At 62.6% G+C, this 23,167-nt stretch carries 36 protein-coding genes; 30 read left to right on the top strand and 6 right to left on the bottom strand.

Annotated features, from left to right (window positions below):
- The 28 genes from DSD28_RS21305 to rplQ all read left to right on the top strand — a co-directional run.
- Positions 1–444: EF-Tu/IF-2/RF-3 family GTPase (locus DSD28_RS21305; RefSeq protein WP_348627939.1), on the top strand; the 444-nt coding region annotated here is incomplete at its 5' end.
- 188 nt (positions 445–632) lie between these two features.
- Positions 633–941, top strand: coding sequence for a 30S ribosomal protein S10 (gene rpsJ, locus DSD28_RS21300; protein WP_003507767.1), 309 nt, complete (start codon positions 633–635; stop codon positions 939–941).
- A gap of 158 nt (positions 942–1,099) precedes the next feature.
- Positions 1,100–1,783, top strand: coding sequence for a 50S ribosomal protein L3 (rplC, locus tag DSD28_RS21295; RefSeq protein ID WP_119258431.1), 684 nt, complete (start codon positions 1,100–1,102; stop codon positions 1,781–1,783).
- Between the two features lie 12 nt (positions 1,784–1,795).
- Positions 1,796–2,416: a 50S ribosomal protein L4 gene (rplD, locus tag DSD28_RS21290; protein WP_119258430.1), complete on the top strand. Its 621-nt coding sequence runs from the start codon at positions 1,796–1,798 to the stop codon at positions 2,414–2,416.
- Positions 2,413–2,706, top strand: a complete 294-nt coding sequence (locus DSD28_RS21285) for a 50S ribosomal protein L23 (protein WP_117372286.1) — start codon at positions 2,413–2,415, stop codon at positions 2,704–2,706. Before rplD ends, DSD28_RS21285 begins: the two co-directional genes overlap by 4 nt.
- Before the next feature lie 31 nt (positions 2,707–2,737).
- Positions 2,738–3,574: a 50S ribosomal protein L2 gene (rplB, locus tag DSD28_RS21280; protein ID WP_119258429.1), complete on the top strand. Its 837-nt coding sequence runs from the start codon at positions 2,738–2,740 to the stop codon at positions 3,572–3,574.
- Between the two features lie 15 nt (positions 3,575–3,589).
- The gene (rpsS, locus tag DSD28_RS21275; protein ID WP_023517272.1) at positions 3,590–3,868 is read left to right on the top strand and encodes a 30S ribosomal protein S19; all 279 of its coding nucleotides are present in this window, start codon (positions 3,590–3,592) and stop codon (positions 3,866–3,868) included.
- Between the two features lie 2 nt (positions 3,869–3,870).
- Positions 3,871–4,260 (top strand): 50S ribosomal protein L22, encoded by a 390-nt coding sequence (gene rplV / locus DSD28_RS21270; RefSeq protein ID WP_023514179.1) that lies wholly within the window; start codon positions 3,871–3,873, stop codon positions 4,258–4,260.
- Positions 4,260–4,991, top strand: coding sequence for a 30S ribosomal protein S3 (gene rpsC, locus DSD28_RS21265; RefSeq protein WP_064329856.1), 732 nt, complete (start codon positions 4,260–4,262; stop codon positions 4,989–4,991). The genes rplV and rpsC overlap by 1 nt, the downstream gene beginning before the upstream one ends.
- A 38-nt stretch (positions 4,992–5,029) precedes the next feature.
- Complete coding sequence (gene rplP / locus DSD28_RS21260) at positions 5,030–5,443, top strand: 50S ribosomal protein L16 (RefSeq protein ID WP_119258428.1); 414 nt, start codon at positions 5,030–5,032, stop codon at positions 5,441–5,443.
- Between the two features lie 12 nt (positions 5,444–5,455).
- Complete coding sequence (gene rpmC, locus DSD28_RS21255) at positions 5,456–5,656, top strand: 50S ribosomal protein L29 (protein ID WP_119258427.1); 201 nt, start codon at positions 5,456–5,458, stop codon at positions 5,654–5,656.
- Positions 5,657–5,669: 13 nt separating this feature from the next.
- Positions 5,670–5,906 carry a 30S ribosomal protein S17 gene (rpsQ, locus tag DSD28_RS21250; protein ID WP_119258426.1) on the top strand — a complete coding sequence of 79 codons (237 nt, stop codon included), beginning with the start codon at positions 5,670–5,672 and terminating at the stop codon, positions 5,904–5,906.
- A gap of 234 nt (positions 5,907–6,140) precedes the next feature.
- On the top strand, positions 6,141–6,509 hold the full coding sequence (gene rplN / locus DSD28_RS21245) for a 50S ribosomal protein L14 (protein ID WP_119258425.1): 369 nt from the start codon (positions 6,141–6,143) through the stop codon (positions 6,507–6,509).
- A gap of 12 nt (positions 6,510–6,521) precedes the next feature.
- Entirely contained in the window at positions 6,522–6,833 is a 312-nt protein-coding gene (gene rplX, locus DSD28_RS21240) for a 50S ribosomal protein L24 (RefSeq protein WP_024270443.1), read from the top strand.
- On the top strand, positions 6,826–7,383 hold the full coding sequence (gene rplE / locus DSD28_RS21235; RefSeq protein WP_119258424.1) for a 50S ribosomal protein L5: 558 nt from the start codon (positions 6,826–6,828) through the stop codon (positions 7,381–7,383). The genes rplX and rplE overlap by 8 nt, the downstream gene beginning before the upstream one ends.
- A gap of 34 nt (positions 7,384–7,417) precedes the next feature.
- On the top strand, positions 7,418–7,723 hold the full coding sequence (rpsN, locus tag DSD28_RS21230) for a 30S ribosomal protein S14 (RefSeq protein WP_119258423.1): 306 nt from the start codon (positions 7,418–7,420) through the stop codon (positions 7,721–7,723).
- Positions 7,724–7,735: 12 nt separating this feature from the next.
- A complete protein-coding gene (gene rpsH / locus DSD28_RS21225; RefSeq protein WP_064329860.1) occupies positions 7,736–8,134 on the top strand; it encodes a 30S ribosomal protein S8 in 399 nt (132 codons plus the stop codon).
- A gap of 42 nt (positions 8,135–8,176) precedes the next feature.
- On the top strand, positions 8,177–8,710 hold the full coding sequence (gene rplF, locus DSD28_RS21220) for a 50S ribosomal protein L6 (protein ID WP_119258422.1): 534 nt from the start codon (positions 8,177–8,179) through the stop codon (positions 8,708–8,710).
- A 12-nt stretch (positions 8,711–8,722) separates the two neighbouring features.
- Positions 8,723–9,085, top strand: a complete 363-nt coding sequence (gene rplR / locus DSD28_RS21215) for a 50S ribosomal protein L18 (protein ID WP_119258421.1) — start codon at positions 8,723–8,725, stop codon at positions 9,083–9,085.
- A 123-nt stretch (positions 9,086–9,208) separates the two neighbouring features.
- Positions 9,209–9,775, top strand: a complete 567-nt coding sequence (gene rpsE / locus DSD28_RS21210) for a 30S ribosomal protein S5 (protein ID WP_119258420.1) — start codon at positions 9,209–9,211, stop codon at positions 9,773–9,775.
- A gap of 13 nt (positions 9,776–9,788) precedes the next feature.
- Entirely contained in the window at positions 9,789–9,992 is a 204-nt protein-coding gene (gene rpmD / locus DSD28_RS21205; protein WP_119258419.1) for a 50S ribosomal protein L30, read from the top strand.
- Between the two features lie 13 nt (positions 9,993–10,005).
- Positions 10,006–10,485, top strand: coding sequence for a 50S ribosomal protein L15 (gene rplO / locus DSD28_RS21200; protein WP_119258418.1), 480 nt, complete (start codon positions 10,006–10,008; stop codon positions 10,483–10,485).
- A 317-nt stretch (positions 10,486–10,802) separates the two neighbouring features.
- Positions 10,803–12,143 (top strand): preprotein translocase subunit SecY, encoded by a 1,341-nt coding sequence (gene secY / locus DSD28_RS21195; RefSeq protein ID WP_119258417.1) that lies wholly within the window; start codon positions 10,803–10,805, stop codon positions 12,141–12,143.
- On the top strand, positions 12,140–12,724 hold the full coding sequence (locus tag DSD28_RS21190; RefSeq protein WP_119258416.1) for an adenylate kinase: 585 nt from the start codon (positions 12,140–12,142) through the stop codon (positions 12,722–12,724). Before secY ends, DSD28_RS21190 begins: the two co-directional genes overlap by 4 nt.
- Before the next feature lie 228 nt (positions 12,725–12,952).
- Entirely contained in the window at positions 12,953–13,321 is a 369-nt protein-coding gene (rpsM, locus tag DSD28_RS21185) for a 30S ribosomal protein S13 (protein ID WP_119258415.1), read from the top strand.
- A 242-nt stretch (positions 13,322–13,563) separates the two neighbouring features.
- Positions 13,564–13,953, top strand: coding sequence for a 30S ribosomal protein S11 (gene rpsK / locus DSD28_RS21180; RefSeq protein WP_023513823.1), 390 nt, complete (start codon positions 13,564–13,566; stop codon positions 13,951–13,953).
- A gap of 100 nt (positions 13,954–14,053) precedes the next feature.
- Positions 14,054–15,064 carry a DNA-directed RNA polymerase subunit alpha gene (locus DSD28_RS21175; RefSeq protein WP_119258414.1) on the top strand — a complete coding sequence of 337 codons (1,011 nt, stop codon included), beginning with the start codon at positions 14,054–14,056 and terminating at the stop codon, positions 15,062–15,064.
- Positions 15,065–15,203: 139 nt separating this feature from the next.
- Complete coding sequence (gene rplQ / locus DSD28_RS21170; protein WP_119258413.1) at positions 15,204–15,629, top strand: 50S ribosomal protein L17; 426 nt, start codon at positions 15,204–15,206, stop codon at positions 15,627–15,629.
- A gap of 58 nt (positions 15,630–15,687) precedes the next feature.
- Here the strand turns inward: rplQ and msrQ are convergent, their stop codons facing one another.
- Together msrQ and msrP are read right to left on the bottom strand one after the other, a co-directional pair.
- On the bottom strand, positions 15,688–16,332 hold the full coding sequence (gene msrQ / locus DSD28_RS21165; RefSeq protein WP_119258412.1) for a protein-methionine-sulfoxide reductase heme-binding subunit MsrQ: 645 nt from the start codon (positions 16,330–16,332) through the stop codon (positions 15,688–15,690).
- Entirely contained in the window at positions 16,332–17,273 is a 942-nt protein-coding gene (msrP, locus tag DSD28_RS21160; protein WP_119258449.1) for a protein-methionine-sulfoxide reductase catalytic subunit MsrP, read from the bottom strand. The genes msrQ and msrP overlap by 1 nt, the downstream gene beginning before the upstream one ends.
- 199 nt (positions 17,274–17,472) lie before the next feature.
- Here msrP and DSD28_RS21155 point away from each other — a divergent pair, with 199 nt between their 5' ends.
- Complete coding sequence (locus DSD28_RS21155) at positions 17,473–18,876, top strand: DegQ family serine endoprotease (protein WP_119258411.1); 1,404 nt, start codon at positions 17,473–17,475, stop codon at positions 18,874–18,876.
- Positions 18,873–20,189, top strand: coding sequence for a replication-associated recombination protein A (locus tag DSD28_RS21150; RefSeq protein WP_119258410.1), 1,317 nt, complete (start codon positions 18,873–18,875; stop codon positions 20,187–20,189). The genes DSD28_RS21155 and DSD28_RS21150 overlap by 4 nt, the downstream gene beginning before the upstream one ends.
- Here DSD28_RS21150 and DSD28_RS21145 read toward each other — a convergent pair.
- The 4 genes from DSD28_RS21145 to DSD28_RS21135 form a co-directional block, all read right to left on the bottom strand.
- Positions 20,186–20,500: a DUF1883 domain-containing protein gene (locus DSD28_RS21145; RefSeq protein ID WP_119258409.1), complete on the bottom strand. Its 315-nt coding sequence runs from the start codon at positions 20,498–20,500 to the stop codon at positions 20,186–20,188. The genes DSD28_RS21150 and DSD28_RS21145 overlap by 4 nt on opposite strands.
- A gap of 464 nt (positions 20,501–20,964) precedes the next feature.
- On the bottom strand, positions 20,965–21,600 hold the full coding sequence (locus DSD28_RS21140; RefSeq protein WP_119258408.1) for an alpha/beta hydrolase family protein: 636 nt from the start codon (positions 21,598–21,600) through the stop codon (positions 20,965–20,967).
- Positions 21,601–21,609: 9 nt separating this feature from the next.
- Positions 21,610–21,780 (bottom strand): hypothetical protein, encoded by a 171-nt coding sequence (locus tag DSD28_RS26040; protein ID WP_162911498.1) that lies wholly within the window; start codon positions 21,778–21,780, stop codon positions 21,610–21,612.
- Positions 21,781–21,939: 159 nt separating this feature from the next.
- Positions 21,940–22,929 (bottom strand): endonuclease/exonuclease/phosphatase family protein, encoded by a 990-nt coding sequence (locus tag DSD28_RS21135; RefSeq protein WP_162911497.1) that lies wholly within the window; start codon positions 22,927–22,929, stop codon positions 21,940–21,942.
- Between the last annotated feature and the right edge of the window lie 238 nt (positions 22,930–23,167).

Raw genomic sequence — 23,167 nt, 5'->3', positions numbered from 1 at the left:
ATCCGTCCGACGACGAAGACGACCTGCACGGGCGTTGAAATGTTCCGCAAGCTGCTCGACCAGGGCCAGGCCGGCGACAACATCGGTGCGCTGCTGCGCGGTGTGAACCGTGACGGCGTGGAGCGTGGCCAGATCCTGTGCAAGCCGGGTTCGGTCAAGCCGCACAAGAAGTTCAAGGCCGAAGCCTACATCCTGACGAAGGAAGAAGGCGGCCGTCATACGCCGTTCTTCACGAACTACCGTCCGCAGTTCTACTTCCGCACGACGGACGTAACGGGCATTGTTACGCTTCCGGAAGGCACGGAAATGGTCATGCCGGGCGACAACGTGACGGTTGACGTCGAGCTGATCGTTCCGATCGCGATGGAAGAAAAGCTGCGCTTCGCTATCCGCGAAGGCGGCCGTACCGTCGGCGCCGGCATCGTCGCCTCGATCGTCGAGTAAGTCTTAAGGCTTCAGGCCGCTGAAATAGGAAGGGCAGGATCGCATCCTGCCCCTCCGGTCTTTGATAATTTAGCGGACTGGCCTTTCGGCATTGTGTTTTCGTGCGCCTTCCTTTATGGGAAGCGCCAGAATCAAAAAAGCGCATTCCCCAAGAGAATCGCGCGGATAACGAACTAAGGAAAAGTCGTATGAACGGCCAGAACATCCGCATCCGCCTCAAGGCGTTTGACCACCGGATCCTTGATGCCTCCACGCGTGAAATCGTGTCGACGGCAAAGCGTACCGGCGCAAGCGTCCGCGGCCCCGTTCCTCTCCCGACCCGTATTGAAAAGTTCACGGTCAACCGTTCGCCCCACGTTGACAAGAAGAGCCGTGAACAGTTCGAGATGCGCACCCACAAGCGCCTGCTCGACATCGTAGATCCGACGCCGCAGACGGTCGATGCTCTTATGAAGCTCGATCTTGCGGCCGGTGTGGACGTAGAGATCAAGCTCTAAGTCCTGGCGCAAGCCGAATAACAAGGAAGGTACGTGGCGAAAGCCGACGTCTTCTAAAAACGGGAAACCCGACGGCCTTCGAGCCCGAGTGGAATCCTTAAACCAAGAGGCATGACGGGACGTCACGATCCCGCCAGGACTTCTAAGAGGATTGAACCATGCGTTCAGGTGTGATTGCACAGAAAGTAGGGATGACTCGCGTCTATAATGACGCAGGTGAGCACATCCCGGTAACAGTATTGCGACTGGACAACGTCCAGGTCGTTGCCCAGCGTACGCAGGACAAGAACGGCTACACGGCTGTTCAGCTCGGCGCCGGCTCTTCCAAGGTGAAGAACACGGCAAAGGCGCTGCGCGGCCAGTTCGCCGCTGCAAGCGTCGAGCCGAAGGCCAAGCTCGTCGAGTTCCGCGTTTCGGAAGACAACCTCATCGAGATCGGCGCGGAACTCACCGCCAGCCATTTCGTCGCCGGCCAGCTCGTCGACGTTACCGGCACCACGATCGGTAAGGGTTTCGCCGGTGCCATGAAGCGCCACAACTTCGGTGGTCTTCGTGCAACGCACGGCGTTTCCGTTTCGCACCGTTCGCACGGTTCGACGGGTAACAACCAGGACCCGGGCAAGGTCTGGAAGGGCAAGCGCATGGCTGGTCACATGGGCCAGACGCGCGTCACCACCCAGAACCTCGAAGTCGTCTCCACCGACGAAGAGCGCGGTCTCATCCTCGTCAAGGGCGCAGTCCCGGGCTCCAAGGGCGCCTGGATCGTCGTTCGTGACGCCGTCAAGTCCGGCACCCCGGCAGACGCTCCGCGTCCGGCCGCCGTGCGCGCCGCAGCCAAGTAAGGGAGCCTGATCATGGATCTCAAAGTCACGACCCTCGACGGGAAGGACGCCGGCAAGGTCTCCCTCTCCGACGCGATCTTCGGCCTCGAGCCGCGCGAAGACATCATTGCCCGCGTCATCCGCTGGCAGCTCGCCAAGAAGCAGCAGGGCACGCACCAGTCGCTGACCCGCGGCGAAGTCGCTCGCACCGGCTCCAAGATGTACAAGCAGAAGGGTACGGGCCGCGCTCGTCACCATTCGGCTCGCGCTCCGCAGTTCCGCGGCGGTGCCAAGGCTCACGGCCCGGTATCCCGCAGCCACGCCCATGACCTGCCCAAGCAGGTTCGCGCGCTCGGCCTGCGTCACGCCCTCTCGGCCAAGATCAAGGCTGACGACGTCATCATCATCGATGATCTCGTTGCTGCAGAAGCAAAGACGAAGGCTCTGGCCGGCGCATTCGCTTCGCTCGGCCTCACCAATGCCCTCTTCATCGGCGGCGCTGAACTTGACGGCAACTTCAAGCTCGCAGCGCGCAACATCCCGAACGTGGATGTCCTGCCGATCCAGGGTATCAATGTTTACGACATTCTGCGCCGCGGCAAGCTCGTGCTCTCCAAGGCTGCTGTAGAAGCCCTCGAGGAGCGGTTCAAATGACGGATCTTCGCCACTACGATGTGATCGTATCTCCTTCGATCACCGAAAAGTCGACGCTGGTATCCGAAAACAACCAGATCGTCTTCAACGTTGCCAAGCGTGCCTCCAAGCCTGAAATCAAGGCTGCGGTCGAAGCACTCTTCGGCGTCAAGGTCACGGCTGTGAACACGCTCGTCCGCAAGGGCAAGGTAAAGCGTTTCCGCGGCTTCGCCGGCCGGCAGGGAGATGTCAAGAAGGCTATCGTCACGCTCGCTGACGGTCAGTCCATCGACGTCTCCACCGGGCTCTAATCGGGCAGTCGGCTAAAAGGGAAACAAGAAAATGGCATTGAAACACTTCAATCCGACCACTCCGAGCCAGCGTCAGCTGGTCATCGTCGACCGGTCGGGCCTTTACAAGGGCAAGCCCGTCAAGGCTCTGACCGAAGGTCTCTCCAAGAGCGGTGGCCGTAACAACCTCGGCCGCATCACCGCCCGCTTCATCGGCGGCGGTCACAAGCGCACCTACCGTCTCATCGACTTCAAGCGTCGCAAGTTCGACGTCGAGGGCACGGTCGAGCGTCTGGAGTACGACCCGAACCGTACGGCGTTCATCGCTCTGGTGAGCTATCCCGACGGCGAGCAGGCCTACATCCTGGCCCCGCAGCGCCTGGCAGCCGGCGACAAGGTCATCGCGTCCGACAAGGCCGTTGACGTCAAGCCCGGCAACACCATGCCGCTGCAGTACATCCCGGTTGGTTCGATCGTTCACAACGTCGAAATGAAGCCGGGCAAGGGCGGCCAGATCGCCCGCTCCGCCGGCACGTTCGTCCAGCTCGTCGGCCGCGACCAGGGCATGGCGATCCTTCGCCTGAACTCGGGCGAACAGCGCCTGGTTCATGCGTCCTGCCTCGCAACGATCGGCGCCGTATCCAACCCGGACCACGGCAACATCAACGACGGCAAGGCCGGTCGCACCCGCTGGCGCGGCAAGACCCCGCATAACCGCGGTGTCGTCATGAACCCGGTCGACCACCCGCACGGCGGTGGTGAAGGCCGCACCTCCGGTGGCCGTCATCCGGTATCCCCGTGGGGCAAGCCGACCAAGGGCAAGCGTACCCGTTCGAACAAGTCCACGGACAAGTTCATCATGCGCTCGCGCCACTTGAAGAAGAAGTAAGAGAGGTAGTCAGGAATGGCTCGTTCAGTATGGAAAGGCCCGTTTGTTGACGGCTATCTTCTCAAGAAGGCTGAGAAGGTTCGTGAAGGCGGTCGCAGCGAAGTAATCAAGATCTGGAGCCGTCGCTCCACGATCCTGCCGCAGTTCGTAGGTCTCACCTTCGGTGTCTACAACGGCAGCAAGCACATCCCGGTGGCCGTCAACGAAGACATGGTCGGCCACAAGTTTGGTGAATTCGCTCCGACGCGGACCTACTACGGTCACGGCGCGGACAAGAAGGCGAAGAGGAAGTAACGATGGGTAAGGCTAAAGCCGAACGTCGGCTGAAGGATAACGAGGCGCAGGCTATCGCGCGCACGATCCGCGTCAGCCCCCAGAAGCTCAACCTGCTTGCTGCGCTCATCCGCGGCAAGAAGGTGGACCGCGCTCTCGCCGAGCTCGAGTTCTCGCGCAAGCGTAGCGCCGAGACGGTCAAGAAGACTCTCGAGTCCGCGATCGCCAACGCAGAAAACAACCACGACCTCGACGTCGACTCGCTGATCGTCGCTGAGGCCTATGTCGGCAAGTCGATTGTCATGAAGCGCTTTGCCGCTCGTGGCCGCGGCCGTGCATCGCGGATCGAGAAGCCTTTCTCGCATCTGACGATCGTCGTCCGTGAAGTCGAAGCCAAAGGGGAGGCCGCATAATGGGCCAGAAGATTAATCCGATCGGTTTCCGCCTCGGCATCAACCGTACCTGGGACAGCCGTTGGTTCGCCGACAACGCCGAATACGGCCAGCTGCTCCACGAAGACCTGAAGATCCGCAAGTTCGTACAGGACGAGCTGAAGCAGGCCGGTATCGCCAAGGTCGTCATCGAGCGCCCGCACAAGAAGTGCCGCGTCACGATCCACTCGGCTCGTCCGGGTCTGATCATTGGCAAGAAGGGCGCGGACATCGAGAAGCTCCGCAAGAAGCTTTCCGAGATGACGAATTCCGAAACGCACCTCAACATCGTTGAAGTGCGCAAGCCGGAAGTCGACGCAACGCTGGTCGCTCAGTCGATCGCCCAGCAGCTCGAGCGCCGCGTGGCCTTCCGCCGTGCGATGAAGCGCGCCGTTCAGTCGGCCATGCGTCTTGGCGCCGAAGGCATCAAGATCACCTGCGCCGGCCGTCTCGGCGGTGCGGAAATCGCCCGTACGGAATGGTACCGCGAAGGTCGCGTTCCGCTTCACACGCTGCGTGCAGACATCGACTACGGTACGGCTGAAGCCGAAACCGCATTCGGCATCTGCGGCATCAAGGTCTGGATCTTCAAGGGCGAAATCCTTGAGCACGATCCGATGGCCTCTGAGCGTCGCGCCAGCGAAAGTGACAGCCAGGGTCCCGCAAGCCGTGAACGCGGCGACCGCGGCGACCGTCGTCGTGAAAACGCGTAACAGTCGCGTTTGGCAGCCAATATCGGAGAAGTAAAAAAATGTTGCAGCCAAAGCGTACCAAGTACCGCAAGCAGTTCAAGGGCCGCATCAAGGGTGTCGCCAAGGGCGGCTCCGAGCTCGCTTTCGGCGAGTTCGGCTTGAAGGCTCAGGAACCGAACCGCGTGAACGCTCGCGAGATCGAAGCGGCCCGCCGCGCGATCACCCGTTACATGAAGCGTGCCGGCCGTGTGTGGATCCGCGTGTTCCCCGACACCCCGGTTACCGCAAAGCCCACGGAAGTCCGCATGGGTAAGGGTAAGGGTTCGGTCGAATACTGGGCAGCCAAGGTCAAGCCCGGCCGTATGATGTTCGAGATCGACGGCGTTTCCGAGGAAATCGCGCGTGAAGCGCTTCGCCTCGGCTCGGCCAAGCTCTCGGTCAAGACGCGCTTCGTACAGCGCATTGCAGAGTAAGGAGCGAGAGCGATGAAAGCCGCAGACGTCCGGGCGCTCAGCGCCGACCAGCTCAACGACGAGCTTGCCAAGCTGAAGAAAGAGCAGTTCAACCTGCGCTTCCAGAAGGCCACCGGCCAGCTTGAAAAGACCTCGCGTATCAACGAAGTCCGTAAGGACATCGCGCGCGTCAAGACCATTGCCCGCCAGAAGGCGGCAGAAGCCAAGGCCTAAGGACCAGAAAAATATGCCGAAACGCATTCTGCAGGGCACCGTAGTCAGCGACAAGAACGACAAGACCGTTGTCGTCCGCGTCGAGCGCCGTTTTGCCCACCCGCTGCTTCAGAAGACCGTTCGCCGGTCGAAGAAGTACAAGGCGCATGACGAGACCAACCAGTACAAGGTCGGCGATGTCGTTTCCATCCAGGAATGTGCACCGATCTCCAAGGACAAGCGCTGGACCGTCGTATCGGCCCAGGCTTAAATCATCGGATTTTGCGCCAGGCCCTTGCGTCTGGCGCGGAAATCTGTATGAAGCAGCGCAAGGACGCTCGGAATCGCGAGCGTTCTTTTGCTTTGAGCGCACGGAAGGTCCGTCGGTTCGCCGAAGGGAAACCACCCTGGCAACACACCATCCCGCGCGAAAACATGAATTTCCATAAGCTGGAACAGGGGGCTAACACCCAACCGGTCCGGTAAAACAAGAAGGCGACCTGACATGATTCAGATGCAGACTAACCTCGACGTCGCGGATAATTCCGGCGCACGTCGTGTCATGTGCATCAAGGTGCTGGGCGGCTCCAAGCGCAAGTACGCTTCGGTCGGCGACATTATCGTCGTCTCGATCAAGGAAGCCATCCCGCGCGGCCGCGTGAAGAAGGGTGACGTGATGAAGGCGGTCGTCGTACGCACCGCCAAGGACATCCGTCGCGCCGACGGCAGCGTCATCCGTTTCGACAGCAACGCCGCTGTCCTGATCGACAACAAGAAAGAGCCGATCGGCACCCGTATCTTCGGACCGGTTCCGCGCGAACTTCGCGCCAAGAACCACATGAAGATCATCTCGCTGGCTCCCGAAGTACTCTAAGGAGCGATGGCTATGCAAAAGATTCGTAAAGGCGACAAGGTCGTCGTACTCACCGGCAAGGACAAGGGCCGTACCGGTGAAGTCGTTCAGGTCATGCCGAAGGAAGACCGTGCGGTCGTCAAGGGTATCAACCTGGTGAAGCGTCACCAGCGCCAGACCCAGACCCAGGAAGCCGGCATCATCACCAAGGAAGCTTCGATCCATCTGTCGAACATCGCGATCGCCGACCCCAAGGACGGCAAGCCGACCCGCGTCGGTTTCAAGGTCGAGGGCGACAAGAAGGTTCGTGTAGCAAAGCGTTCGGGAGTGTCGATCGATGGCTGACACCAAGTATGAGCCGCGCCTCAAGAAGGAATACGTCGAGCGTATCCGCAAGGCGCTTCAGGAGCAGTTCTCCTTCGCCAACGAGATGCAGATTCCGCGTCTCGACAAGATCGTCATCAACATGGGCGTAGGCGAAGCCACGGCGGACTCCAAGAAGCCCACCGTTGCAGCTGCCGACCTCGCAGCGATCTCCGGCCAGAAGCCGGTCATCACGCGCGCCCGCAACTCCATCGCGGGCTTCAAGGTCCGTGAAGGCATGCCGATCGGCGCGAAGGTCACCCTGCGCGGCGCCCGCATGTACGAATTTCTGGATCGCCTCGTGAACATCGCGCTGCCCCGCGTACGCGACTTCCGTGGTCTGAACCCGAAGTCCTTCGATGGCCGTGGCAACTTCGCCATGGGCGTCAAGGAGCACATTGTGTTCCCTGAGATCAACTACGACAAGGTTGATCAGATGTGGGGCATGGACATCATCGTTTGCACGACGGCAAAGACGGACGACGAAGCACGGGCTCTTCTGAAAGAGTTCAACTTCCCGTTCCGCGCCTGACCCGTAACGACAAGCGTAAAGAAGGATAACTGTTATGGCTAAAACCAGCGCAGTAGAAAAGAATAACCGTCGCCGCAAGCTTGTCGCCAGCCAGGCTTCCAAGCGCGCCGCTCTCAAGGCGGTCATCATGAACCAGTCTCTTCCGATCGAAGAGCGCTTCAAGGCAACCCTGAAGCTTGCCGAAATGCCGCGCAATGGCTCCAAGACCCGCATTCGCAACCGTTGCGAAGTCACGGGCCGTCCGCGCGCTTTCTATCGCAAACTCAAGATGTCGCGTATTGCGCTTCGCGAACTGGGCAATCTCGGCAAGGTGCCGGGCATCGTCAAGTCGAGCTGGTAAGGAGACGGGTACATGGCAATGACTGATCCCCTGGGTGATATGCTCACCCGTATCCGCAACGGCGCCGCACGCCGCAAGTCGAGCGTTTCCACGCCGGCTTCCAAGCTGCGCGCTCGCGTTCTGGATGTTCTTCAGGCTGAAGGCTACATCCGCGGATACTCCGAAGTCGAATTCGGCAACGGCAAGGCCGAGCTGAACATCGAACTCAAGTACTACGAAGGCGCATCGGTGATCCGCAAGATCGACCGCGTCTCCAAGCCGGGCCGCCGGGTCTATGTCTCGGTAAAGTCCATTCCGCAGGTCGCGAACGGCCTCGGCATCACCATCCTTTCGACCCCGAAGGGCGTGATGGCCGATCACCAGGCACGCGAACAGAACGTTGGTGGCGAGATTCTTTGCTCTGTCTTCTAAGACAGGGCAGGGATCTCCATAACGAACAGACAGGATAAAACAATGTCTCGTATCGGTAAGAAGCCCGTTCCGGTTCCCGCTGGTGTCACCGCGACCGTCGACGGTCAGAAGGTTACCGCCAAGGGCCCGAAGGGCGAACTGTTCTTCGTCGCCAATGACGAAGTTTCGGTCAAGCTCGAAGACAACGCCGTTGTCGTTCAGCCGGTCAACCAGTCCAAGGATGCGCGTTCGAAGTGGGGCATGTCCCGCACGATGATCGAAGGCATCTTCAAGGGCGTGAAGGACGGTTACGAGCGCAAGCTCGAAATCAACGGCGTCGGCTACCGCGCGTCCATGCAGGGCAAGAACCTGCAGCTGGCCCTCGGTTTCAGCCACGACGTCGTCTACCAGACGCCGGAAGGCATCACGATCGCTGTTCCGAAGCCGACCGAAATCATCGTCACCGGCATCAGCAAGCAGCAGGTCGGCCAGGTCGCTGCGGAAATCCGCGAATACCGTGGCCCCGAGCCCTACAAGGGCAAGGGCGTCAAGTATGCGGAAGAACGCATCGTCCGCAAGGAAGGCAAGAAGAAGTAAGGATCACGCGAAATGGCTAGCACTAAAGAAGCTCTCGTGCGCCGCGCCAACCGCGTGCGCCGTTCCATCAAGGCGGTCGCCAACGGCCGTCCGCGCCTGTCGGTTCATCGCTCGTCGAAGAACATCTACGTACAGGTCATCGACGACGTGGCCGGCAAGACCCTTGCCGCTGCTTCGACGCTCGACACCGATCTGCGCTCGTCGCTGAAGACGGGCGCCGACACGGCAGCAGCCGCTGCCGTCGGCAAGCTCATTGCCGAGCGCGCAGTCAAGGCCGGCGTCAAGGACGTCGTCTTCGACCGTGGCGCCTTCCTCTATCACGGCCGCGTCAAGGCTCTTGCCGACGCAGCCCGTGAAGGTGGTCTGAACTTCTGATCCTCGGTCGGGCGCTCCGGCGCCCGCCGACCAGCTCAGGGTATTGGTCGCTTCCATTCCTGAAATGGAGGCGACTTTCGTCAATCTGCCGATTGCACCCGGAAAAGAAAAAGGAAAAGGACAATGGCACAGGAAAAGCGCGGTCGCGATGACCGCCAGAACCGCGAAGAGCGCGACAGCGAGTTTGTCGATAAGCTCGTCGCGATCAACCGCGTCGCGAAGGTCGTCAAGGGCGGCCGTCGTTTCGGTTTTGCAGCTCTCGTCGTCGTCGGCGACCAGAAGGGCCGCGTCGGCTTCGGCCATGGCAAGGCTCGTGAAGTTCCGGAAGCGATCCGGAAGGCCACCGAAGCCGCCAAGCGCGACCTCATCTTCGTCCCGCTGCGCTCGGGCCGCACGCTGCACCACGACGTGCACGGCCGCCACGGCGCCGGCAAGGTTCTGCTTCGTTCGGCCAAGGCCGGTACCGGTATCATCGCCGGTGGTCCGATGCGCGCCGTCTTCGAAACGCTCGGCGTTCATGACGTCGTCGCCAAGTCGACCGGTTCCTCGAACCCGTACAACATGATCCGTGCGACGTTCGACGCTCTCAAGAGCCAGATGCACCCGAAGGACATCGCAGCTCAGCGCGGCATGAAGTACGCCACGCTGCAGGCTCGTCGTCAGTCGGCTGGCGTTGCTGCTGAAGAATAAGGAGCACTGATCCATGGCTAAGAAAGAAACCGCCAAGAAGACGGTGACTGTCGAGCAGATCGGCAGCCCCATCCGCCGTCCGGCCGTACAGCGCGCAACGCTCGTCGGCCTGGGCCTCAACAAGATGCACCGGGTTCGCACGCTGGAAGACACCCCGTCTGTCCGCGGCATGATCCGTGCCGTCCAGCACCTCGTTCGCGTCGTCGACGAGAAGTGAGGGAGTAGAGATCATGAAGCTTAACGAAATCAAGGACAACGAAGGTTCTTCGAAGGGCCGCAAGCGCCTCGGTCGCGGTATCGGCTCCGGCAAGGGCAAGACCGGTGGTCGCGGTGTCAAGGGTCAGAAGGCTCGTTCGGGCGTCGCCATCAACGGCTTCGAAGGCGGTCAGATGCCCATCTACCGTCGCCTGCCGAAGCGCGGCTTCAACAACATCTTCGCATCCGACTTCGTCATCGTTTCCCTGGACCGCGTCCAGAAGGCAATCGATGCCGGCAAGCTCGATGCCAAGGCGACCGTTGACGCAGCCGCTCTCAAGGCTGCCGGCGTCATCCGCCGCGAAAAGGACGGCGTGCGCATCCTCGCCGACGGCGAACTGAAGGCCAAGGTCGCCTTCGAGGTCGCCGGCGCCTCCAAGCCTGCGGTCGAGAAGATCGAAAAGGCCGGCGGCTCGGTGAAGCTGCTGGCCGCAGCAGCGGAAGCCGCGGAATAATTCGACAAAATAGTCGCCCGGTGTGCTTCACACCGGGCGATTTTGCTCCCATATGTGAGCCTCACAACGACCGTCGGGATTCTCGTCCCCATCGTTATCCGGAATAAAAGCCAGGGTGAGGCCGGGATTGCTTGACAATCCGCGTTTCAACCGGTTTAGGCTCCATCCGCCCGCTTCGCCGCAACGGCGCAGGCAGGCACGACGAATTTCAGCATTGGCGATCGGTCCGGGGAGGGCCGGGCGCGAATGCCAACGGATCAGCCAATCCGGACCTGGCCGGGCGTTACCGCCGCCGGATCGGCTTCGCGGAGAAATGCATGGCTTCGGCAGCGGAACAACTTGCCTCTAACCTCAACTTCTCGACTTTCGCCAAGGCGGAAGACCTGAAGAAGCGCCTCTGGTTCACGCTGGGCGCGCTGATCGTCTATCGGCTCGGCACCCATATTCCCCTGCCGGGCCTCAACGCCGAAGCCTTCGCACAGGCCTTCCGCGGCCAGTCGGGCGGCATTCTCGGCCTCTTCAACATGTTCTCCGGCGGCGCCGTCGAGCGCATGGCGATCTTCGCGCTCGGCATCATGCCGTACATTTCCGCGTCGATCATCGTGCAGCTGATGACTTCGGTCGTTCCCTCGCTGGAGCAGCTGAAGAAGGAAGGCGAGCAGGGCCGCAAAATCATCAACCAGTACACCCGCTACGGCACGGTGCTGCTCGGCACGCTGCAGGCCTACGGCATCGCGGTGGGCCTTGAGAGCGGGGCAGGGCTGGTCAACGATCCGGGCTGGTTCTTCCGCATATCCACCGTCATCTCGCTGCTCGGCGGCACCATGTTCCTGATGTGGCTCGGTGAGCAGATCACCTCGCGCGGCATCGGCAACGGCATCTCGCTGATCATCTTCGCCGGCATCGTGGCGGCCCTGCCGCGCGCCCTCGGCAACACGCTGGAACTCGGCCGTACCGGCCAGCTTTCCATCGGCGTCGTGCTTGCGGTCGTCGTCATGGCGGTCTGCGTCATCGCGCTCATCGTCTTCGTCGAGCGCGCCCAGCGTCGCCTGCTGATCCAGTATCCGAAGCGCCAGGTCGGCAACCGCATGTTCCAGGGCGATACCTCGCACCTGCCGCTGAAGCTGAACACCTCGGGCGTCATCCCGGCGATCTTCGCCTCCTCGCTGCTGCTGCTGCCGGCAACGGTCGCGGGCTTCTCGAATACGGCTGCGATGCCGAACTGGGCGACGACGATCATCGCCTCGCTCGGCCACGGCAAGCCGCTCTACATGGTGCTCTACGCCGCCATGATCGCCTTCTTCGCCTTCTTCTACACGGCCATCGTCTTCAATCCGAAGGACACGGCCGACAATCTGAAGAAGCACGGCGGCTTCATTCCGGGCATCCGTCCGGGCGAGCGCACCGCCGAATATATCGACTACGTGCTGACCCGCATCACGGTCGTCGGCGCCATTTACCTGATGTTCGTCTGTATCCTTCCCGAAATCCTGATCGCGCAGACCGGGGTGCCATTCTACCTTGGTGGTACGTCGCTTTTGATTGTTGTCAGCGTGACCCTGGATACTGTAGCACAGATACAGGGCCACCTGATCGCCCAGCAGTATGAGGGGCTGATCAAGAAGTCGAAGCTGCGTGGAGGAAAGAGGGGACGATGAGACTGATTTTTCTGGGACCGCCCGGCGCTGGCAAGGGGACTCAAGCCAAGCTCCTGACGGAAAGGCACGGCATTCCGCAGCTTTCCACGGGTGACATGCTGCGCGCGGCCGTCGCCGCCGGAACGGATGTCGGCAAGCGTGCCAAGGCCGTCATGGATGCCGGCCAGCTCGTCTCCGACGCGATCGTCAACGAGATCGTTTCCGACCGCATCGATTCGCCGGACTGTGCCAAGGGCTTCATCCTCGACGGTTACCCGCGCACGGTTCCCCAGGCGGAAGCCCTCGACGGGATCCTCGCCGGCAAGGGCATCGCGCTCGACGCGGTCATCGAGCTGAAGGTGGACGAGGATGCGCTGGTCAAGCGCATGGAGAATCGCGTAGCCGAAACCATTGCCGCCGGCGGCACGGTTCGCTCCGACGACAATCCGGAAGCCTTCAAGCGTCGCCTCACGGAATACCGTGAGAAGACCGCGCCGCTGTCGAACTACTATGCTTCGACGGGCAAGCTTCAGACGGTCGACGGCATGGCCGATGTCGACAAGGTGACCGCGCAGATCGCGGGAATCCTCGAGAACGCCTGATATCAGGTTAAAAAGGACGGCCGGGGAGTTGACTTTTTCGGCCGATTCCCCTTAAGACAGCGCCAACTCGCGACATACCATTGCGATCGGCGCGGATTTCGAAGAACGAAGTCCGGGTACGGTCGTTTTCGACATGTCCCGAACATCAGATTGAGCAGCGGCTTTCGTGGCCGTATCGAATGAAGAAGACCACTTGCCGGATGGCAACTGGAAGCAAGGAGAACAGGCGTGGCACGTATCGCTGGCGTCAACATCCCGACCGCGAAGCGCGTCGTAATCGCGCTCCGTTACATTCACGGGATCGGCCCGAAGTTTGCACAGGAAATCATCGAGAAGGTCGGCATCCCGGCTGATCGTCGCGTGCATCAGCTCACGGACGCAGAAATCCTGCAGATCCGTGAAGCCATCGACCGCGACTACCAGGTCGAAGGCGACCTGCGTCGCGAAACCTCGATGAACATCAAGCGTCTCATGGACCTCGGTTGCTACCGTGGCCTGCGTCACCGTCGTAGCCTCCCGGTTCGCGGCCAGCGCACGCACACCAACGCCCGTACCCGCAAGGGTCCGGCCAAGGCCATCGCAGGCAAGAAGAAGTAATTTCCCGGAAACGGGGAACGGGAGGCTGGCGCTTCGCGCCGGCCTCTTTTGAGTTTCGAGCGGGGTCTTGTCCTTTGTGAGGATCCCGGTCGGTGGAGCTGCTGGTGCTACGGCAGTGACGATATCGCCGCAGACCTGAGCCTTCGGGCATGTCTGCAAATACTGTTCAGGGCAGGGTTTCGACCCCGTCCGGTGGAGCCGCTGGAATTACGGCGGTGTCGAGATCAACGAAAGGACTATCCATGGCCAAGGAAGCCGCACGCGTCCGCCGTCGCGAACGCAAGAACATCACCTCGGGTGTTGCTCACGTCAATTCTTCGTTCAACAACACGATGATCACCATCACCGACGCACAGGGCAACGCGATTGCCTGGTCGTCCGCCGGTGCAAAGGGCTTCAAGGGTTCGCGCAAGTCGACCCCGTTCGCAGCCCAGATCGCTGCCGAAGACTGCGCCAAGAAGGCCCAGGAACACGGCATGAAGTCGCTGGAAGTCGAAGTCTGCGGTCCGGGTTCCGGCCGTGAATCGGCTCTGCGCGCCCTCCAGGCTGCCGGCTTCATGATCACGTCCATCCGCGACGTGACCCCGATCCCGCACAACGGTTGCCGTCCGCGCAAGAAGCGCCGCGTCTGATCATCGACTTCAAACAACCGCGGAGGCCATCCGGCTTCCGCGGTACTTCAGGGCTCGGCCGTCACGATTGGATGGTGGCGGCGAACGGAAGGCAAAACACATGATCCAGAAAAACTGGCAGGAACTGATCAAGCCGAACAAGGTGGAATTCACCTCCTCCGGCCGCACCAAGGCAAGCCTTGTTGCCGAGCCGCTGGAGCGTGGCTTCGGCCTGACGCTCGGCAACGCGCTGCGTCGCGTGCTCCTGTCGTCGCTGCGCGGTGCGGCTGTTACCGCCGTGCAGATCGACGGCGTCCTGCACGAGTTCTCCTCCATCCCGGGCGTTCGGGAAGATGTGACGGACATCGTGCTCAACATCAAGGAAATCGCCATCAAGATGGATGGCGACGATTCCAAGCGCATGGTCGTGCGCAAGCAGGGCCCGGGCGTCGTAACGGCTGGTGACATCCAGACGGTCGGCGACATCGAGATCCTGAACCCCGACCACGTCATCTGCACCCTCGACGAGGGCGCGGAAATCCGCATGGAGTTCACGGTCAACAACGGCAAGGGCTACGTCCCGGCCGACCGCAACCGCTCCGAAGACGCACCGATCGGCCTCATCCCGGTCGACAGCCTCTACTCGCCGGTCAAGAAAGTGTCCTACAAGGTGGAAAACACCCGTGAAGGCCAGGTTCTCGACTACGACAAGCTGACGATGACCATCGAGACCGACGGTTCCGTCACGGGCGAAGATGCGATCGCGTTCGCGGCCCGCATTCTTCAGGACCAGCTCTCGGTCTTCGTCAACTTCGACGAACCGCAGAAGGAAGCCGAGGAAGAATCGGTCACGGAACTGGCGTTCAACCCGGCGCTCCTCAAGAAGGTCGACGAACTGGAACTTTCCGTCCGTTCGGCGAACTGCCTGAAGAACGACAACATCGTCTATATCGGCGATCTCATTCAGAAGACCGAAGCCGAAATGCTTCGCACTCCGAATTTTGGTCGCAAGTCGCTCAACGAGATCAAGGAAGTTCTCGCTTCCATGGGCCTGCACCTCGGCATGGAAGTGCCCGCATGGCCGCCGGAAAACATCGAAGATCTCGCCAAGCGCTACGAAGACCAGTACTAAGGCCGCACGCGCCCCTCGGGGCGCGCAAAGCTGGCCTTAGCATCTATGAACTGCGCATGTCCCTTTGTCCCGCAAGGCGGGACGGACATGCGCCACCATCAAACGGCAGGCGACTGCCTGCATGTGAAGGAGAATCGAGATGCGCCACCAGAATTCGGGTCGCAAACTCAACCGTACCGCAAGCCACCGCAAGGCGATGTTCGCCAACATGGCTGCCTCGCTCATCCAGCATGAGCAGATCGTAACGACGCTGCCGAAGGCGAAGGAAATCCGCCCGATCGTCGAGAAGCTCGTCACCCTCGGCAAGCGCGGCGACCTGCACGCTCGCCGTCAGGCGATCTCGCAGATCCGCGACGTTGCCGTCGTTTCGAAGCTCTTCGACGCGATCGCAAGCCGCTATGCCAACCGTAACGGTGGCTACCTGCGCATCATGAAGGCCGGCTTCCGCCACGGCGACAACGCCCCGCTCGCCGTCATCGAGTTCGTCGACCGCGACGTCGATGCCAAGGGCGCTGCCGACAAGGCCCGCGTAGCCGCTGAAGAAGCTGCTGCCGAAGCTGCCTGATCCCTTCGGGATACGAAAACAGGAAAGGCCGGAAGAGCGATCTTCCGGCCTTTTGCTGTTATGCCCTGTTGAATTGCGGCCGTCCGCCCGTCCCGCGCTTCCAGCGATTGAAGGGCGTTCGCACGAGGCGCCAGGCAAGCAGCAGCGCGACGAGGCCGATATAGGTCCACGGCTCCAGACCCACGACCTTGACGGACATGGCGAAGTGCAGCGCGCCTGCGGCGGCGATGACATAGACGAGCCGGTGCAGCTTCACCCAGCGCGGACCCAGCCGGCGGATCGACCAGTTGTTGGAGGTCAGCGCCAGCGGGATCAGGAACACGAAGGCCGCCATGCCGATGGTGATGAAGGGCCGCTTGGCGATATCGATCAGGATCGCCTGGAAATTCAGGTACTGGTCGAGCACCATATAGGTCAGGAAGTGCATCAGCACATACCAGAAGGCGAGCAGCCCGAGGGCGCGCCGATAGCGGATCCAGTTGATGCCGGCAAGGTCGCGCAGCGGCGTGATCGCGAGCGTGGCGACGAGGAAGCGCAGCGCCCAGAGCCCCAGCAGGTGTTCGAATTCCTTCACCGGATTGCCCGGAAGCCCGCCCGTCGCGCCGAGCCAGAAGCCGTAGGCCGCAGGCGCAAGCCCGGCGGCATAGAGCAGCCAGATCGATGCGGCATGGTACTTGCGGGGCAGGGCGGGCAGCAGAGCCATCAGTAATTGGCCCTGAGGTCCATGCCGGCATAGAGGCTCGCCACCTCGTCCGCATAGCCGTTGAAGGGCAGGGTCGGGCGCCTGTTGGCGCCGAAGAAGCCGCCTTCGCCGATGCGGTTCTCGCTCGCCTGGCTCCAGCGCGGGTGATCGACCTCCGGATTGACGTTGGCGTAGAAGCCGTATTCCTCGGGTGCGGAAATATTCCAGGTCGAGGGCGGCTGCTTGTCGGTGAGGGTGATCTTCACGATCGACTTGATGCCCTTGAAGCCGTATTTCCACGGCACGACGAGGCGGACCGGCGCGCCGTTCTGGTTCGGCAGCGTCTTGCCGTAGACACCGACGGAGAGGATCGCCAGCGGATGGCGCGCCTCGTCGAGCCTCAGGCCCTCGACATAGGGCCAGGGCAGGGACTGGAAGAAACCGGACTGACCGGGCATCTCCTTCGGCCGGACGACCGTTTCGAAGGCGACGTATTTCGCATCGCCGAGCGGCTCGACCTTGTCGAGGAGTGCTGCGAGCGGAAAACCGACCCAGGGGATCACCATCGACCAGGCTTCCACGCAGCGCATGCGATAGACCCGGTCCTCGAGCGGCATGGCCAGCAGCTCCTCCAGCCCGAATTCCTTCGGCTTGCCGACGAGGCCACCGACCTTGATGGTCCAGGGCGTCGGCTTGAATTTCTCCGAATTCGCCTGCGGGTCGCCCTTGCCCATGCCGAATTCATAGAAATTGTTGTAGCTGGTCACGTCCTTTTCCGGCGTCAGCTTCTCATCGACGGTATAGGCGCTCTTCGACGCCTTCAGCGCTTCGGCGAAGGCGGGCGTTCCGGCGGCTGCCAGCATGCCGCCGGCGGCAGCGGCGAGAAAAGAGCGCCGGTTGAAGAAACAGCTTTCCGGCGTGATCTCGGAGGCATTGATGCGGGGCGGGCGATAGAGGGTCATGGCGGCTCGATCCATTCGGTTGCTTGCCTGATACCTACGTAAAGAACTCCCATGTTGTTTCAACGGCGGGGAAGATTTGCGGCAACCACTTTTTCGTGCACGCCGCGTGAGCGCCGGCGCATGAAAAGACCTGCGCGGTTTGCCTTTTTTCCTGCGAAATCCTATCTGATCGTGACGTGGAAACGAAGGAGACTCGTCCATGCTGAAAGCCCGCATCCTGCTTGCCGCCCCCGTTGTCATGGCGCTGGCGCTGGTGACACCCGCAACGGCCCAGGAGCGAACCGTGCCCCAGTCGCGCACGGAGATGCAGCTCTCCTTCGCGCCGCTCGTCAAGCAGGTCGAGAATGCCGTCGTCAACGTCTATGCCGAGCGCGTCGTCGAGCGCCGCTCGATCTTCGAGGGCGACCCCTTCTTCGAGGAATTCTTCGGCCAGCGCATGCCGAACCGCAGCGAGAAACAGTCCTCGCTCGGCTCGGGCGTCATCGTCGGCGCCAAGGGCTTCGTGGTGACCAACAACCACGTCATCGAGGGCGCGAGCGACATCAAGGTCGCGCTTGCCGACGGTCGCGAATTCGAGAGCACCGTCGTGCTCAAGGACGAGCGCGTCGACCTCGCCGTGCTGAAGATCAAGTCGGATGCCGATTTCGCCACCCTGCCGCTCGGCGACAGCGATGCTGTCCAGGTCGGCGATCTGGTGCTGGCCATCGGCAACCCCTTCGGCGTCGGCCAGACGGTGACGAGCGGCATCGTCTCGGCGCTTGCCCGCAACCAGGTGCGCTCGGGCGATTTCGGCTTCTTCATCCAGACGGACGCCGCGATCAATCCCGGCAATTCCGGCGGCGGCCTCATCAACATGAACGGCGAGCTGATTGGCATTAACACCGCCATCTTCTCGCGCGGCGGCGGTTCGAACGGCGTCGGCTTCGCCATTCCCGCCAATCTCGTGAAGACCTTCGTCGCCAGCGCGGAGAACGGCAACGCCACCTTCGATCGCCCCTTCATCGGCGCGACTTTCGATCCGGTGACCTCGGAAGTTGCCGACGCCCTCGGTCTCGACCGCGCCCGCGGCGCGCTCATTTCGCAGGTCCAGACCGGCAGCCCGGCGGAAAAGGCCGGCATGAAGGCCGGACAGGTCGTCACCGCCGTCAACGGCATCCCGGTCGAGCATCCCGATGCGCTGGGCTATCGTCTCACCACCGTCGGCATCGGCGGCACGGCGCGCATCACCGTCATCGCCGACGGCAAGGAGCAGGAGCTGACGCTTTCCCTCGACCGCGCGCCCGAGACGACGCCGCGTGACGAGCGGCTGATCGAGGGCCGCAATCCCTTCTCCGGCGCGGTCGTCGCGAACCTCTCGCCGCGCGTCGCCGAGGAGCTGCGCATGCCGACCAACAAGACGACCACCGGCGTGGTGATCACCGAGATCAACCGCGGCTCGCCCGCCGCCCGCATCGGCCTCCAGCCGCGCGACATCGTCATCGAGCTGAACGGCACGCCCGTCACCACCACCGAGAAGCTCGCCGCGCTCGTCGGCGAGGATCCGTCCATCTGGCGCGTCGAGATCGAGCGCGACGGCCAGCGCATCCGCCAGTTCTTCCGATGAGCGACCTCTTCGCCCCGCGTGAACCGGAGGAAATGGCGGCAAAACGGCCTCTGGCCGATCGCCTGCGCCCCCGCACGCTGGGCGAGGTCTCCGGTCAGGAGCACCTGACCGGTCCGGACGGCGTCCTCTCGCGCATGATCGAGGCGGGTTCGCTCGGCTCGATGATCTTCTGGGGCCCGCCGGGCACCGGCAAGACCACGGTGGCGCGGCTGCTCTCCGGCGAGACGGGCCTTGCCTTCGAGCAGATCTCGGCGATCTTCTCCGGCGTCGCCGATCTCAAGAAGGTCTTCGAGGCCGCGCGCCTGCGCCGCATGGGCGGCCGCCAGACCCTGCTTTTCGTCGACGAGATCCATCGCTTCAACCGCGCCCAGCAGGACAGCTTCCTGCCGGTCATGGAGGACGGCACCATCGTGCTCGTCGGCGCGACGACGGAAAACCCGTCCTTCGAGCTCAACGCCGCTCTTCTCTCGCGCGCCCGCGTTCTGACCTTCAAGCCGCATGACGAGCAAAGCCTTGAGGAGCTGCTGAAGCGCGCCGAGGTCATCGAGGAAAAGCCGCTGCCGCTCGACGAGGAGGCGCGCGCCTCGCTGCTGCGCATGGCGGACGGCGACGGGCGGGCGGTGCTGACGCTGGCGGAGGAAGTGTGGCGGGCGGCGCGCTCCGGCGAGACCTTCGGCCAGGACGATCTCTTCCGCATCGTCCAGCGCCGCGCGCCGGTCTACGACAAGTCGCAGGACGGCCACTACAATCTCATCTCCGCCCTGCACAAGGCCGTGCGCGGCTCGGACCCCGATGCGGCGCTCTACTATCTCACCCGCATGCTGGATGCCGGCGAGGACCCGCTGTTCCTCTGCCGCCGCATGGTGCGCATGGCGGTGGAGGATATCGGTCTTGCCGATCCGCAGGCGCTCGTCGTCTGCAATGCGGCGAAGGACGCCTACGATTTCCTCGGCTCGCCGGAAGGTGAGCTGGCGCTGGCGCAGGCCTGCGTCTATCTCGCCGCCGCCCCGAAATCCAACGCCGTCTATACCGCCTACAAGTCCGCCATGCGCGCGGCGAAGGAAAACGGTTCACTGCTGCCGCCCAAGCACATCCTCAACGCCCCGACCAAGCTGATGAAGGGCGAGGGCTATGGCGAGGGCTACCGCTACGATCATGACGAGCCGGAGGCCTTTTCCGGCCAGGATTATTTCCCGGAGAAGATGGGCCGCCGCACCTTCTACGATCCACCGGAGCGCGGCTTCGAGCGGGAGCTGCGCAAGCGGCTGGAATGGTGGGCGAAGCTGCGCCGGGAGAAGGCCGGGAACGGCTAGGCGGCGCCGAAGCGGGGCGCCGGCTTCTGCGGCGCCTGCGGCACCAGCTTGATCGAGGATTCCGCCTTGCCGGGAAGGCCCTCCATGTCCACCACCACATGCCAGTGGCCGCTTTGCGGAATCTTCAGCCGGATCGGCGATTGCTTTGCAACGCCGCCGAGGAACTTGTGCTGGCGGGCATTCCTGAAGAGATCGAAATTGGCATGGCTCATCAGGCGCACATTGGCGACGGCCGAAAGCGTGATCTCGATCACCGTGCCGCTGCGCTGCATGTCGAGGTCGTAATGCGTATAGGAAAAGCTGTGCGCCATGGGTCGCCCGGATATCTGGGATAGCGCTGATATGATGGCATGCGCCGGTTAACGTTCCCTTCTCGCAGGCGATGCGGCTCCCTAGGCAATAGTGACGCATATTCAAACGGTTGTCCTGGAAAGCGGATTCAAGTCCGCAGCGACTTGATTCAAAGTCGCAGGCGCGTTGGATGAGCATGCCGATGTCAAAGAGCCGTCATTGCGAAAGCGACTCTACCGCGGTGGCCGAGGCCGGAGAGATTGGCGGGCGAAATCTCCGCAAAGGGCGAAGCCCGGATGCGGAGAGGTGCATCCGGGCTTCGCCGCGCCCGTGAGGCCGTCTGCCGGCGGGGCCCGGCCGATCGACCCATATCGGCGGCTCGCTCGGTGGCAGACGCGGACGCGTTTTGCGCGGAGGGCAGGAGCCATCCGGTAGGAGAAATGTCGCATGGGCTGGATTGGCGCGCTGTTTCCCGCGGAACAGCTCAGAGCCTTTCCGTCCAGGCCTTCACCGTCTTCGCCATCGTGGCAAGGTGGTCGGCGGCGGAGAAGCCGGAAATGCTCTTGCGGGGCTTGAGGTCATGGTCGCCGTCCTCGAGCCACAGGAAGCGGATGCGCTCCGGCAGGCCATAGGCCGGAACCTCCTCGCTCGTGCCGAAGGGATCGCGCGTTCCCTGGCAGATCAGCGCCGGCACGCGAAGCGTCGTCAGATGCGCGGTGCGAAGCTGCGTCGGCTTTTCCGGCGGGTGGAAGGGATAGCCGAGGCAGAGGAGGCCGGCGATGCGCCCTTCGGCGTAAAGCCCGTCCGCCACCATGCTGGCGACGCGCCCGCCCATCGACTTGCCGCCGATGACGAGCTTGCCCGTAGCGCCGAGCTCGGCGACGGCGGCGCAAAATTCCGGGTTCAGGGTCTCGGCCTTCGGCGGCGGCCTGCGGCTGCCCTCCGTGCGCCGCGCCACCATGTAGGAGAATTCGAAGCGGGCGACGCGCAGGCCTTCGGCCGCCAGCGCCGTCGCCGCAGCATTCATCGCCGGCGAATCCATCGGCGCGCCGCTGCCATGGGCAAGCAGCAGGGTGGCGAGCGCATCCTGCGGGCCGGTGAAGAGGAAGGGCAGGCTCATGCGGCCATCTTACTTCGCGTGGTCCCTGACGTCGCCGGGCGCGATCGGGTCGCTGGCCGGAAAGGTCTCCTCCAGCGCTTCTTCCAGATAGTCGTCCTGCTCGGCCTTGAGGCTCTTTTCCTTCTGGCGGGCCTGTTCCTTTTTCAGCGAGGCCTTGGGGCTGTCCTTTTCCGTCGCCATGGTCGTCTCCTTCGGTCGTGTTTCTCAGGATAGCGTGTTTTGCGGCGGGGGCGAAGGGTTAGAGCAATCCAGCAAAAGTGCGCAGCGGTTTTGCGTCCGGAATTGCGTAGAAACAAACGGATAGAGCGTTTTCGCGATTCGAAGAAAAGCGAAAGTGCTCTAGCTCTCCGGCAGCGAAAGCTCGGCGATGACCGGCAGGTGGTTCGAGCCGAAGGCCGGGCCGATGCGATGCGCCCGCACGGAAATATCCGGCGACACGACGATATGGTCGATCGAGGCGCCGATATAGGCGAGGGCGACGAGCTTCATGCTGAAGCGCGTCACCGGCTGCAGCCAGCCGCCCGCGGTGGAGGCAAGGCCGGCCTGCCGCAGGAAGCCGCGGAAGAACGGCGACCAGGTGGGCGTGTTCCAGTCGCCGGCGACGATGACCGGGCCCTTTTCGAGATCGCCCTTTACCGCATCGGCGGCGGCGGAAAGATAGGCGTTGCGGTCGCGCCACTGCCAGGGCCGGCGCGGCGTTTCGGGATGGAAGGCGTAGAGGAAGAGCGGCTTTCCGCCGAGGTCGAGCTCGAGGCGCAGCGGCTGCTTGTAGGCGCGCTCCTCGGTGAAGGCGCGCTTCAGCTCGGTCTCGGCGCGGATCGGCAGGCGGGAAAAGACCTTCAGGCTGTCGCGTGCGCGGCTTTCCGTGCTGCTTTGGTAAGGGTAGAGTCCGGCGGCCGAAAGCGCCTCGTCCCAGACGCGGGTCGTTTCCTCCAGAACCACGATGTCGGGCTTTTCCCGGCGCAGGATCTCGATGAAGCCGGCGGGTCCCTCGACATTTCCGACGAACAGATTGGCCGTGAGGACCTTGAGCCCTCCATCGCGGGCGGGGCGGGCGGTCGGCACGTCGAAGGCGGGAATGAGCGCGACGCCGATGCCGAGCAGCGCCATCGCGATCGCCTTCAGCCGCCGCGTCACCAGGGCGCCGACGAGGAAGAGGGCGCCGATGGTCACCACATAGGGCCAGGCGAAGGTGAGGAGATCGACGAGCCAGAATCGGTCGGCGGCAAGCACCACGACGCTGACGGCGAAGAGATAGGCGATGACGCCCGGCAGGATGAGGACGCGATAGGCAAGGGCGACCAGCCCCCGGCGCGGCGTTGTCTGCATCGACTGTTCCTTCTGCATCACGGGATTCGGTTCAGGTCGATTCCCGTAACGGGAGGTTTGCATGTACCGTGTGCATGCCGAGGCTGCAATGCATTGCGGTGTGGCGGGAAAGGTGCCTGCCGCAGTTCGTCGGTTTCGGCCGGGTTTGCCGCTGCCATCGGCCGGGGGCGGGAAAATGGGCGCGTATTTGCCAGAAAGGTAAGGGCGTTCCGTGCCGCGTGAATCCTCGGCTGTGAGC

Origin of the sequence: Shinella zoogloeoides (assembly GCF_003574625.1) — a bacterium.
GTDB lineage: Bacteria > Pseudomonadota > Alphaproteobacteria > Rhizobiales > Rhizobiaceae > Shinella > Shinella zoogloeoides_A.
This window is presented reverse-complemented; position numbering and strand designations above follow the sequence as displayed.

What these genes read in the sequence shown, in the direction of transcription:
- rplO (WP_119258418.1), top strand. Translation starts at nt 10,006, where the DNA reads ATGAAGCTTAACGAAATCAAGGACAACGAAGGTTCTTCGAAGGGCCGC.
- rpsS (WP_023517272.1), top strand. Translation starts at nt 3,590, where the DNA reads ATGGCTCGTTCAGTATGGAAAGGCCCGTTTGTTGACGGCTATCTTCTC.
- rpsC (WP_064329856.1), top strand. Translation starts at nt 4,260, where the DNA reads ATGGGCCAGAAGATTAATCCGATCGGTTTCCGCCTCGGCATCAACCGT.
- msrQ (WP_119258412.1), bottom strand. Translation starts at nt 16,332, where the DNA reads ATGGCTCTGCTGCCCGCCCTGCCCCGCAAGTACCATGCCGCATCGATC.
- rplR (WP_119258421.1), top strand. Translation starts at nt 8,723, where the DNA reads ATGGCTAGCACTAAAGAAGCTCTCGTGCGCCGCGCCAACCGCGTGCGC.
- DSD28_RS21155 (WP_119258411.1), top strand. Translation starts at nt 17,473, where the DNA reads ATGCTGAAAGCCCGCATCCTGCTTGCCGCCCCCGTTGTCATGGCGCTG.
- secY (WP_119258417.1), top strand. Translation starts at nt 10,803, where the DNA reads ATGGCTTCGGCAGCGGAACAACTTGCCTCTAACCTCAACTTCTCGACT.
- rpsE (WP_119258420.1), top strand. Translation starts at nt 9,209, where the DNA reads ATGGCACAGGAAAAGCGCGGTCGCGATGACCGCCAGAACCGCGAAGAG.
- rplF (WP_119258422.1), top strand. Translation starts at nt 8,177, where the DNA reads ATGTCTCGTATCGGTAAGAAGCCCGTTCCGGTTCCCGCTGGTGTCACC.
- DSD28_RS21135 (WP_162911497.1), bottom strand. Translation starts at nt 22,929, where the DNA reads ATGCAGACAACGCCGCGCCGGGGGCTGGTCGCCCTTGCCTATCGCGTC.
- DSD28_RS21190 (WP_119258416.1), top strand. Translation starts at nt 12,140, where the DNA reads ATGAGACTGATTTTTCTGGGACCGCCCGGCGCTGGCAAGGGGACTCAA.
- rplD (WP_119258430.1), top strand. Translation starts at nt 1,796, where the DNA reads ATGGATCTCAAAGTCACGACCCTCGACGGGAAGGACGCCGGCAAGGTC.
- rplN (WP_119258425.1), top strand. Translation starts at nt 6,141, where the DNA reads ATGATTCAGATGCAGACTAACCTCGACGTCGCGGATAATTCCGGCGCA.
- rplX (WP_024270443.1), top strand. Translation starts at nt 6,522, where the DNA reads ATGCAAAAGATTCGTAAAGGCGACAAGGTCGTCGTACTCACCGGCAAG.
- rpsN (WP_119258423.1), top strand. Translation starts at nt 7,418, where the DNA reads ATGGCTAAAACCAGCGCAGTAGAAAAGAATAACCGTCGCCGCAAGCTT.
- rplB (WP_119258429.1), top strand. Translation starts at nt 2,738, where the DNA reads ATGGCATTGAAACACTTCAATCCGACCACTCCGAGCCAGCGTCAGCTG.
- DSD28_RS21175 (WP_119258414.1), top strand. Translation starts at nt 14,054, where the DNA reads ATGATCCAGAAAAACTGGCAGGAACTGATCAAGCCGAACAAGGTGGAA.
- DSD28_RS21140 (WP_119258408.1), bottom strand. Translation starts at nt 21,600, where the DNA reads ATGAGCCTGCCCTTCCTCTTCACCGGCCCGCAGGATGCGCTCGCCACC.
- rplE (WP_119258424.1), top strand. Translation starts at nt 6,826, where the DNA reads ATGGCTGACACCAAGTATGAGCCGCGCCTCAAGAAGGAATACGTCGAG.
- rplV (WP_023514179.1), top strand. Translation starts at nt 3,871, where the DNA reads ATGGGTAAGGCTAAAGCCGAACGTCGGCTGAAGGATAACGAGGCGCAG.
- DSD28_RS21150 (WP_119258410.1), top strand. Translation starts at nt 18,873, where the DNA reads ATGAGCGACCTCTTCGCCCCGCGTGAACCGGAGGAAATGGCGGCAAAA.
- rplP (WP_119258428.1), top strand. Translation starts at nt 5,030, where the DNA reads ATGTTGCAGCCAAAGCGTACCAAGTACCGCAAGCAGTTCAAGGGCCGC.
- DSD28_RS26040 (WP_162911498.1), bottom strand. Translation starts at nt 21,780, where the DNA reads ATGGCGACGGAAAAGGACAGCCCCAAGGCCTCGCTGAAAAAGGAACAG.
- rplQ (WP_119258413.1), top strand. Translation starts at nt 15,204, where the DNA reads ATGCGCCACCAGAATTCGGGTCGCAAACTCAACCGTACCGCAAGCCAC.
- rpsJ (WP_003507767.1), top strand. Translation starts at nt 633, where the DNA reads ATGAACGGCCAGAACATCCGCATCCGCCTCAAGGCGTTTGACCACCGG.
- rplC (WP_119258431.1), top strand. Translation starts at nt 1,100, where the DNA reads ATGCGTTCAGGTGTGATTGCACAGAAAGTAGGGATGACTCGCGTCTAT.
- rpsH (WP_064329860.1), top strand. Translation starts at nt 7,736, where the DNA reads ATGGCAATGACTGATCCCCTGGGTGATATGCTCACCCGTATCCGCAAC.
- rpsQ (WP_119258426.1), top strand. Translation starts at nt 5,670, where the DNA reads ATGCCGAAACGCATTCTGCAGGGCACCGTAGTCAGCGACAAGAACGAC.
- DSD28_RS21285 (WP_117372286.1), top strand. Translation starts at nt 2,413, where the DNA reads ATGACGGATCTTCGCCACTACGATGTGATCGTATCTCCTTCGATCACC.
- DSD28_RS21145 (WP_119258409.1), bottom strand. Translation starts at nt 20,500, where the DNA reads ATGGCGCACAGCTTTTCCTATACGCATTACGACCTCGACATGCAGCGC.
- rpmD (WP_119258419.1), top strand. Translation starts at nt 9,789, where the DNA reads ATGGCTAAGAAAGAAACCGCCAAGAAGACGGTGACTGTCGAGCAGATC.
- rpsK (WP_023513823.1), top strand. Translation starts at nt 13,564, where the DNA reads ATGGCCAAGGAAGCCGCACGCGTCCGCCGTCGCGAACGCAAGAACATC.
- rpmC (WP_119258427.1), top strand. Translation starts at nt 5,456, where the DNA reads ATGAAAGCCGCAGACGTCCGGGCGCTCAGCGCCGACCAGCTCAACGAC.
- msrP (WP_119258449.1), bottom strand. Translation starts at nt 17,273, where the DNA reads ATGACCCTCTATCGCCCGCCCCGCATCAATGCCTCCGAGATCACGCCG.